This is a genomic window from Nocardioides sp. Root190 (assembly GCF_001428565.1).
Taxonomy (GTDB): Bacteria; Actinomycetota; Actinomycetes; order Propionibacteriales; family Nocardioidaceae; genus Nocardioides.
In genome coordinates this window covers 52,181-61,613 of the sequence record NZ_LMIA01000003.1, presented here as the reverse complement: position 1 = coordinate 61,613, position 9,433 = coordinate 52,181, and the positions used below count along the sequence as shown (strand labels likewise).

General features: G+C 70.6%; 7 protein-coding genes. All 7 read left to right on the top strand.

Features of this window, described 5'->3' with window-relative positions; all coding sequences use genetic code 11:
- Nucleotides 1-897 precede the first annotated feature (897 nt).
- The 7 genes from ahcY to ASE01_RS04155 all read left to right on the top strand — a co-directional run bounded on the left by ahcY (nucleotide 898) and on the right by ASE01_RS04155 (nucleotide 9,302).
- On the top strand, nucleotides 898-2,349 hold the full coding sequence (gene ahcY, locus ASE01_RS04185) for an adenosylhomocysteinase (protein WP_056748777.1): 1,452 nt from the start codon (nucleotides 898-900) through the stop codon (nucleotides 2,347-2,349).
- Between the two features lie 91 nt (nucleotides 2,350-2,440).
- Nucleotides 2,441-3,151 (top strand): MtrAB system response regulator MtrA, encoded by a 711-nt coding sequence (mtrA, locus tag ASE01_RS04180; RefSeq protein ID WP_056748784.1) that lies wholly within the window; start codon nucleotides 2,441-2,443, stop codon nucleotides 3,149-3,151.
- A 3-nt stretch (nucleotides 3,152-3,154) separates the two neighbouring features.
- Complete coding sequence (gene mtrB, locus ASE01_RS04175) at nucleotides 3,155-4,843, top strand: MtrAB system histidine kinase MtrB (RefSeq protein ID WP_056748776.1); 1,689 nt, start codon at nucleotides 3,155-3,157, stop codon at nucleotides 4,841-4,843.
- Nucleotides 4,840-6,585, top strand: a complete 1,746-nt coding sequence (locus ASE01_RS04170) for an LpqB family beta-propeller domain-containing protein (protein ID WP_056748775.1) — start codon at nucleotides 4,840-4,842, stop codon at nucleotides 6,583-6,585. Before mtrB ends, ASE01_RS04170 begins: the two co-directional genes overlap by 4 nt.
- Nucleotides 6,586-6,670: 85 nt before the next feature.
- Nucleotides 6,671-7,402 carry a ComF family protein gene (locus tag ASE01_RS04165; protein WP_056748774.1) on the top strand — a complete coding sequence of 244 codons (732 nt, stop codon included), beginning with the start codon at nucleotides 6,671-6,673 and terminating at the stop codon, nucleotides 7,400-7,402.
- 467 nt (nucleotides 7,403-7,869) lie between these two features.
- Nucleotides 7,870-8,499 (top strand): ribosome hibernation-promoting factor, HPF/YfiA family, encoded by a 630-nt coding sequence (gene hpf / locus ASE01_RS04160; RefSeq protein WP_056748773.1) that lies wholly within the window; start codon nucleotides 7,870-7,872, stop codon nucleotides 8,497-8,499.
- A gap of 98 nt (nucleotides 8,500-8,597) precedes the next feature.
- Entirely contained in the window at nucleotides 8,598-9,302 is a 705-nt protein-coding gene (locus ASE01_RS04155; RefSeq protein ID WP_056748772.1) for a response regulator, read from the top strand.
- Nucleotides 9,303-9,433: the final 131 nt, after the last annotated feature.

The window sequence follows — 9,433 nt, the reverse complement described above, 5'->3', positions numbered from 1 at the left end:
CTGGTCCGCCCACGCGACGATGGCGATCCATTCGCGGATCTCGAGCTGGTGTCGGCCCTTCACATTGGCGCTGAGCTCGGTCAACAGCTCACCGACCGAACAGCCGTCGTAGCGGCCGATCAGTGCGGTGGAAGCGGTCCCGAGATCCATACCCATATTGGATCATGACCCACCGACACAACCACCGGCAGGCGGAAGCCCGGTGGTCGAGGAGGTCGCGCAGCGACCGTCCCGAGACCAGGCAACCCGGTGCCGGAACTGGCCCGTGGACACCCGGGTGCATCGGAGCGGGTGGTCTCGAGACGGCCGCGGGCGGCCTCCTCGACCAACGGTGGCCGTCCGCCGTATCCATTCGTCGTTGTCGGCGGCGTCCCCGGTGGTCGAGGAGGTCGCGCAGCGACCGTCTCGAGACCTGGCAACCCGGTGCCGGAACTGGCCCGTGGACACCAGGGTGCACCGTGGCGGGTGGTCTCGAGACGGCCGCGGGCGGCCTCCTCGACCAACGGTGGTCGAGCAGCTCGTTGGTCGAGGAGGTCGCGCAGCGACCGTCTCGAGACCTGGTGAGCCGATTCGGGAACCCAGGCATGGGGAGGCGGGTGCACCGTGGCGGGTGGTCTCGAGACGGCCGCGGGCGGCCTCCTCGACCAACGGGTCACGACAGCGCGACCCGGCCGTCCGTCGTACCCATTCGTTGTAGTCGGCGGCTCCCCGGTGGTCGAGACGGCCGCGGGCGGCCTCCTCGACCGACGAGGGGCAGGCTGGGGTCGACGAGTCCCGCGATGATTGAGCGGGCCCGGAATCCCGCTTGTAAGGTGGGACACGTCATGCGCGGGAGATCCCGCCGTAGCGCAGATGCGCCGCAGGACGACGACACTCGAACCTCGAGGATCACTTTTCATGGACTACAAGGTTGCTGACCTGAGCCTGGCCGAGTTCGGCCGCAAGGAGCTCACCCTCGCCGAGCACGAGATGCCCGGTCTCGTCTCCCTCCGCACGTCGTACGGCGACGCCCAGCCCCTCAAGGGTGCCCGGATCGCCGGATCGCTGCACATGACCATCCAGACCGGTGTTCTCATCGAGACCCTGGTCGCCCTCGGCGCCGACGTGCGCTGGGCCACCTGCAACATCTTCTCCACCCAGGACCACGCCGCTGCCGCGGTCGTCGTCGGTCCGCCGAGCACCGGCGGCACCGTCGAGGACCCCAAGGGCACCCCCGTCTTCGCCTGGAAGGGCGAGTCGCTGGCGGAGTACTGGGACGAGGCCGAGAAGGTCTTCGACTTCAAGGACGAGGCCGGCAACGTGATCGGCCCGAACATGCTCCTCGACGACGGTGGCGACATCACCATGCTCGTCCACCTCGGTGTCGAGTTCGAGAAGGCCGGCGCGGTTCCCGGCCAGGACTCCACCGAGAACGAGGAGTTCAAGGAGGTGCTGCGCGTCCTGGCCCGGTCCCTCGAGACCAGCTCCACGCGTTGGACCAACATCGCCAACAACATCAAGGGCGTCTCCGAGGAGACCACCACCGGTGTGCTGCGCCTGTACGACCGCTTCAAGGAGGGTTCGCTCCTCTTCCCGGCGATCAACGTCAACGACTCGGTCACCAAGTCGAAGTTCGACAACAAGTACGGCTGCCGCCACTCGCTCATCGACGGCCTCAACCGTGGCACCGACGTCATGATCGGCGGCAAGGTCGCGGTCGTGTGCGGCTACGGCGACGTGGGCAAGGGCTCGGCCGAGTCGCTCCGCGGCCAGGGCGCGCGCGTCATCGTCACCGAGATCGACCCGATCTGCGCGCTCCAGGCGGCCATGGACGGCTACGAGGTCAAGCGCCTCGAGACCGTCGTCGACTACGCCGACATCTTCATCACCACCACCGGCAACTTCGACATCATCACCGTCGAGCACTTCAAGAAGATGAAGCACCAGGCGATCGTCGGCAACATCGGCCACTTCGACAACGAGATCAACATGGCCGGCCTGGCCAAGATCCCGGGCATCGTCAAGGACGAGATCAAGCCCCAGGTCCACCAGTGGATCTTCGAGGACGGCAAGAAGGTCATCGTGCTGTCCGAGGGTCGTCTGCTGAACCTCGGCAACGCGACCGGCCACCCGTCGTTCGTGATGTCGAACTCGTTCACGAACCAGGTGCTCGCCCAGATCGAGCTCTTCACCAAGGTCGAGGAGTACCCGGTCGGCGTCTACGTCCTGCCGAAGCACCTCGACGAGGAGGTCGCCCGCCTGCACCTCGACGCCCTCGGTGTCGAGCTGACCGTGCTCACCCAGGAGCAGGCCGACTACCTCGGCGTGCCCGTCGAGGGCCCGTTCAAGTCGGACGCCTACCGGTACTGAGTCGGTCCTGCACTGACGCACAGGCGAACGCGGAGCCCCTGCACCCTCGTGGTGCGGGGGCTCCGCGCTTCTCCGGCCTAGAATGGGTGACATGACTCCTTCCGGCGGCTCGTCGGCGTTCCCCACCCGTGGGCGCGTCCTCGTCGTCGACGACGACGCCCCCCTGGCCGAGATGCTCGGCATCGTGCTCGGGCAGGAAGGCTTCGAGAGCCGGGTCTGCCCGCGCGGGGACATCGCCCTCGCCGAGTTCCGTGACTACCGGCCCGACCTCGTCCTGCTCGACCTGATGCTGCCGGGCAAGGACGGCATCGACGTCTGCAAGGAGATCCGCGCCGAGTCCGGCGTCCCGATCGTGATGCTGACCGCCAAGGGCGACACCGTCGACGTGGTCGTCGGCCTCGAGTCCGGCGCCGACGACTACGTCGTCAAGCCGTTCAAGCCGAAGGAGCTCGTCGCCCGGATCCGGGCCCGGGTCCGTCGTACCGAACCGGTCGCCCCGGAGACCCTGACCATCCGCGACCTCGAGATCGACGTCGCCGGCCACTCCGTGACCCGCGACAACGCCGAGATCTCGCTGACGCCGCTGGAGTTCGACCTCCTGCTCTGCCTGGCCCGCAACCCCGGTCAGGTGCTGACCCGCCAGGTGCTCCTCGAGGACGTGTGGGGCTACCACCACGCCGCCGACACCCGCCTGGTCAACGTGCACGTCCAGCGCCTGCGCTCGAAGGTGGAGCACGACCCCGAGCACCCCGAGATCGTCCTGACGGTGCGCGGCATCGGCTACAAGGCCGGCTCGGCGTAGGCCGTGGTCATCGTGCGCGACCTCTGGGCGCGCGCTGCTCCGGCGGTACGACGTGGGCTGACCTTCTGGCGGCGCTCGATCCAGGCCCGGGTGGTCGCGAGCACCATCGTGCTGTCCGCTGTCGTCGTGAGCGCGGTCGGCTGGATCCTGCTCCAGCAGACCCGGCAGGGGCTCCTCGAGCACCGCGTCGACGTCGTCAGCGGCGAGGTCGACGCCGAGATGGTCGACGCCCGGGACCGGCTCGCTGCCGCCTCGGGCACCGAGGTCAACGCCGGTCGCCAGCAGCGCGACCTGGTCGACCCGATCATCGACCGCGGCGCGAGCCGCGGCTACAGCGTCGTGCTCGCCGGACCCGAGGGTGAGGACGTGCCGCTGCGGGACGGCGGCGGTGAGTACACCAGCGGGCTCGACCTGGTGAGCGTGCCCGAGGACCTCGAGGCGCACTTCGACGGCGCCGGCCGGACCACGGCCTGGACCTACACCGAGATCGTGCACCGCGACCCCGACAGCGCCGAGACCTCCTCGGTCCCCGGCATCATCGTCGGCTCGCAGGTCCAGATGCCGTCCGACGGCAAGACCTACACGCTCTACTACCTCTTCCCGCTCACCGAGGAGCAGGAGACGCTGGGGCTGGTCACCCGCGCCCTGCTGACCGCGGCCGGACTGCTGATGGCGCTGGTCGCGGGCCTGACCTGGCTGGTCACCCGCCAGGTCGTCACCCCGATCCGGATGGCCCGCCGTGTCGCCGAGCGGCTCGCCGCAGGCCGCCTCCAGGAGCGCCTGCAGGTCAGGGGCGAGGACGACATCGCGCGCCTGGCCTACTCCTTCAACCAGATGGCGACCAACCTGCAGCGACAGATCCGCCAGCTGGAGGAGCTCAGCTGGGTGCAGCGCCGGTTCGTCTCCGACGTGTCCCACGAGCTCCGCACACCCCTCACGACCGTGCGGATGGCCTCCGACGTCCTCCACGACGCCCGGGCCGACTTCGACCCGAGCACCGCCCGCTCCGCCGAGCTCCTGCAGGCCGAGGTGGACCGCTTCGAGAACCTCCTCGTCGACCTCCTCGAGATCAGCCGCTTCGACGCCGGTGCCGCCGTGCTCGCTCCCGAGGACGTCAACCTCGACGACGTCGTCCAGCGGGTCGTGTCGGCCGTCCAGCCGCTGGCCGACCAGCGCGGCGTGCGGGTCGTCGTCGCCCATCCCTCGGCGCCGGTGCGGGCCGAGATCGACGTACGCCGCGTGGAGCGGATCCTGCGCAACCTGGTCACCAACGCGATCGACCACGCGCTGGCCGAGGACCCCACGGAGGCCGTGATCGTGCGGATCGCCTCCGACGCGGAGGCGGTCGCGATCACGGTGCGTGACCACGGTGTCGGGCTGGCGCCGGGCGAGGCCGCGATGGTGTTCAACCGGTTCTGGCGCTCGGACCCCGCCCGCGCGCGCACCAGCGGCGGCACCGGTCTGGGCCTGGCCATCGCCCAGGAGGACGCCCACCTGCACGGCGGCTGGCTGCAGGCGTGGGGCAGGACCGGCCAGGGCGCCCAGTTCCGGCTCACCCTGCCCCGGCATGCTGGAGAGACCCTGCGGCACAGCCCGCTCTCGCTCGTGCCCGAGGATGCCGCGTCGACCGACGCGGCCGTCGTGCCCGGGCCCGGCGTCGTCGTACGGACCCAGGAGGTCGAGCAGCGATGAGGGACCCACGCCGCATCCTGCCGCTCGCGCTCGTGCTGGTCGCACTTCTGCTCGGGGGATGCGTCTCGCTCCCCACGGACGGCCCGGTGGTCGACGGCCGGGTGAGCGACGCCGACGACACCCGGCGGGCCAGTGACATCGACGCCCGCCCGCCGGCCAGCGGCGCGTCCCGCACCGAGGTCGTCACCGGCTTCCTCGACGCCATGACGGCCTGGCCGATCCAGACCAACGTCGCCAAGAAGTACCTCACCGACGAAGCAGCCGCCGGCTGGAACCCCGAGCAGGAGACGGTCGTCTACAGCGACTCCCTGCCCGCCCGGGAGTCCGGAGGATCGGTCGACGTGCAGCTCAACGGCGCCGACAGCCTCGACGCCGTCGGGGGCTGGCGCGGATCCGTCCCGGGCGACGAGCTCGTCATGTCCTTCCGGGTCACCGTCGAGGACGGCGAGTACCGCATCACCGACCCCCGCGACGCCCTGGTCGTGCCCGCCACCTGGTTCCAGCAGCGCTACCGCCAGGTCTCGCTCTACTACTTCGACCCGATCGCGCAGATCCTCGTGCCCGAGCCGGTCTTCGTGCCCCAGGGCGACCAGCTCGCCACCAGCCTGGTCTCCAGCCTGCTGGCCGGGCCTCCTCCCCGGGCCAGCGGCGTGGTCCGCTCCTTCATCCCGCCGGGGTTGTCGGTCGGCCTGTCCGTCCCGGTCAACGACGCCGGTGTCGCCGACGTCGACCTGGTCGGCGACGCGCCACGCCTGACGGCCGAGGAGGCCGAGCTGATGCTCGCGCAGCTGGCGTGGACGCTGCGCCAGGACGGCAGCATCACTGCCATCCGCGTGACCGTCGGCGGTGCCGACCTCCCGATCCCGGGCGGGGCCTCCCAGTACCCCGTCGAGGCGGCCCAGGAGTTCGACCCCGCGGGCGACAAGACGACGACCCTCCTCTTCGGACTCAGCGCCGGGCGCCTGGTGTGGGGCGGTCCGGGCAAGCTCGTGGCGGCCTCCGGAGCGTTCGGCGCCCCGGACGCGGGCCTCGAGGCGGTCGCGGCCCGGCCCGACGCCGAGCTTGTCGCCGCCGTCGACCGCGACGGCGGGCGGGTCCGGATCGGACCGATCCGGGACGATCCCGACGCGGACCCGACGCCGCGCACGGTTCTCAGCGGGGGCAGCTATGCCCGACCCACCTGGGACGTCGCCGGGCGGCTGTGGGTGCTCGAGCGACGTACGGCGGGAGCGCGGGTCTGGTTGGTCGAGGGGGAGCAGGTCCGGGAGATCGAGGTCCCCGGGATCAGCGGCACGGGCGCCCAGCAACTGGTCGTGTCCCGCGACGGGACCCGCCTGGTGGCCGTCGTCCGCACGATCGCGGGTGACGAGGTCCTCGGCGCCCGGGTCGCGATCAACGGCCGCGGCCGGGTCGACCAGGTGCGTGCGCCGTTCCTCGTCCGTGCGGCCGAGGCCGCCCGCATCGACGACATCGTGTGGACCAGCCCCATCCGGATCGGCATCCTCACCCCGACCGCACCCGGCAAGCTGTACGAGGTGGACGTCGTGGCCGCCGACGGCGCCTCCTTCGGCATCGACGTGCTGTCCACGATCGTGACCGGTCGCCTGGTCGGGCTCGCCGCCGCCCCGACCGCTGAGTCACCGATGTTCGCCGTGTACGCCGACCACTACGTCGACCTCGTCGACCAGCGCGAGTACCGCAGCGGCACCACGGTCCTGACCCAGCTGCACTTCGCCGGCTGATTCCGGCTGGCTGATTCACTGCGGGTTCTCCACAGCCCCGGTCCCGACCGTTGCGTCGGGCAGCCCGGGTTGCTGGAGTGGAGCGGTGCCCCTGCTCGCCGACCTCGCCGACGGCTTCGTCGACCTCGTGCTCGGCTCCTCCTGCGTCGTGTGCGGACGTCCGGGCCGGGCGCTGTGCGTCCGGTGCTGCCACGAGCTGCCTGTCGAGGCCGGGCTGCGTCGACCGACGCCGTGCCCGCCGGGCCTCGCGCCGTCGTACTCCGCCGGGCCGTACGATGGGGTGCTGCGCGCCCTCGTCCTGGCCCACAAGGAGCACGGGGTGCACGCGCTGGCCGGCCCCCTCGGCACGGTCCTCGCCGTCGTGGCGGACGCCGCCCTGAGCGGGGCCGGGATCGGCCCGGACGAGGCGGTCGTGCTCGTCCCCGTGCCCTCCCGACCCGCCGCCGTCCGCGCCCGGGGACACGACCCGACCACCGCCATGACCCGCGCCGCCGCGTCCGGGCTGCGCAGTCGCGGCCACCCGGTCGGGGTCGCCGGCCTGCTCCGGGTGCGGCCCGGTGTCGTGGACCAGGCCGGGCTCGACGCCGCCAGCCGGGCCGCCAACCTCGCCGGTTCGATGGCGACCTCGACGAGCGCCGTACGCCGCCTGGCGCGCCGCCGTCCCACCGCCCACGTCCTGCTCTGCGACGACGTCCTGACCACCGGAGCGACCCTGCGGGAGGCGCAGCGCGCCCTCGAGTCCGTCGGCATCCGGGTGCTCGCCGCAGCCACCGTGGCCGCGACCCGGCGCAAGATCGACCCGCCGAACTTGGGATGAAGGCTTTCGTCGTCACCGGCGACGGACTAACGTCTCTGCATGGAGTCCGCCCGGGTCCGTGGTTGCGCTGTACAGGCTGGGCAGAAGCCCGGCCAGGTGCGGCAAGCCGATGCCAGTCGCAGGCGAAACGGTCCACGTAAGTCGACCTCCGGGTCGACGATCACGGTGCGGCTTAGTCGTCAGTCCTGCCTCGAACCGGACGTCAGATGCGTCCGACTTCGGGAGAAGGTCAGTAGTGGCACCAAGCTGCGGGAGCCTCAGCAGGCGGGTGTGGGGGAGAAGACCAGGTCGGCCGGGCGGATTCCACCCTTCCACGGCGGCCGTAGGTCGAGGAGGTCGCGCAGCGACCGTCTCGAGACCTCGGCACCCGCGCACCCACCGTTCCCTGCTGGTCGAGCAACGTGCCAGCCCCAGACGTCCCGCCTCGCGCGGGAGAACCCATCACCGAAACCCCTTGGAGGTAACTGATGGATGTTGTGGTCACCGGACGGCACTGCGAGATCTCGGACAGGTTCCGAGAGCACGCCACCGAGAAGCTCGCGAAGCTGGAGAAGCACGATCACCACATCATGCGTGTGCATGTGGAGGTCGATTCCGAACCCAATCCGCGCCAGCACGACCAGGGCGTCCACGTCGAGCTCACCGCCTACTCCAAGGGCCCGGTGATCCGCGCCGAGGCCGCGGCCGGCGACAAGATGGGCGCGCTCGACCTCGCTCTCGACAAGATGGCCTCCCAGATGCGCAAGGCCGCTGACCGGCGGCGCGTGCACCGCGGCCGCCGTGCCCCCGTGTCCGTCGGACGTGCGCTCTCCGACATCCCCCTCGACGACCTCGAGACGCCCACCGAGCAGGAGGAGTCGATCGAGCGCAAGGTCGGTCCGATCACGGTGACCGGCGACGGCCCGCTCGTCGTACGCGAGAAGACGCACCCGGCCAGCCCGATGACCCTCGACCAGGCCCTCTACGAGATGGAGCTGGTCGGCCACGACTTCTACCTGTACGTCGACAAGGAGAGCGAGCGCCCTGCGGTCGTCTACCGCCGCCGTGGCTACGACTACGGCGTCATCTCGCTCGACGTCGACACCCAGGGAGGGTGAGGACCTGATGGGTGGGCAGCCGCTCGGGCGGCTGGCCGACACCACCGGCATCTGGTCGCTGCCGACACTCCGACCTCGGGCCATGCCATGATGCGCATGTGGCGACTGGGAATTCGCCGGCGGCCGCAGGGACTGGACAGCCTGTGAGCGAACCGGTTCGTGTGGTGGTGGTCGATGACCAGGAGCTCTTTCGACGCGGCATGACGATGCTGCTCGGGATCGAGCAGGGCATCGAGGTCGTCGGTGAGGCGAGCAACGGCGCCGAGGGCGTCGACCTCGTCGTCAGCGCCGCCCCCGACGTCGTCCTCCTCGACGTGCGGATGCCGAAGCAGTCCGGCATCGAGGCCTGCGTCGCGATCAAGGAAGCGGTCCCGACCACCAAGATCATCATGCTGACCGTCTCCGACGACGAGGCCGACCTGTACGAAGCGGTCAAGAGCGGCGCCTCGGGCTACCTCCTCAAGGACTCCTCCATCGAGGAGGTGGCCCAGGGCATCCGCGTCGTCGCCGACGGGCAGTCGCTGATCAGTCCGTCGATGGCGGCCAAGCTGATCGACGAGTTCAAGACGATGTCGAAGCCGGACCGCAACTCGGGGACGGCGCTCAAGTTGACCGAGCGCGAGCTCGAGGTCCTGCGCCTCGTCGCGCGCGGCCTCAGCAACCGTGACGTCGCCGGCCACCTCGCGATCAGCGAGAACACGGTGAAGAACCACGTCCGCAACATCCTGGAGAAGCTGCAGCTGCACTCCCGGATGGAAGCGGTGATGTACGCCGTGCGCGCCAAGCTCGTGCAGCTCGACTGATCGGTGGTCGAGGAGGTCGCCCAGCGACCGTCTCGAGACCCGGTGCGACGGTGCCGGAACTGTCCGTGGAGAGTCCCGGCACCGGAGCGGGAGGTCTCGAGACGGCCGCGGACGGCCCTCCTCGACCAACG

Bases quoted from the DNA above. Each gene is read 5' to 3' on its own strand.
- ahcY (WP_056748777.1), top strand. From the start codon at position 898: ATGGACTACAAGGTTGCTGACCTGAGCCTGGCCGAGTTCGGCCGCAAG.
- mtrA (WP_056748784.1), top strand. From the start codon at position 2,441: ATGACTCCTTCCGGCGGCTCGTCGGCGTTCCCCACCCGTGGGCGCGTC.
- ASE01_RS04170 (WP_056748775.1), top strand. From the start codon at position 4,840: ATGAGGGACCCACGCCGCATCCTGCCGCTCGCGCTCGTGCTGGTCGCA.
- hpf (WP_056748773.1), top strand. From the start codon at position 7,870: ATGGATGTTGTGGTCACCGGACGGCACTGCGAGATCTCGGACAGGTTC.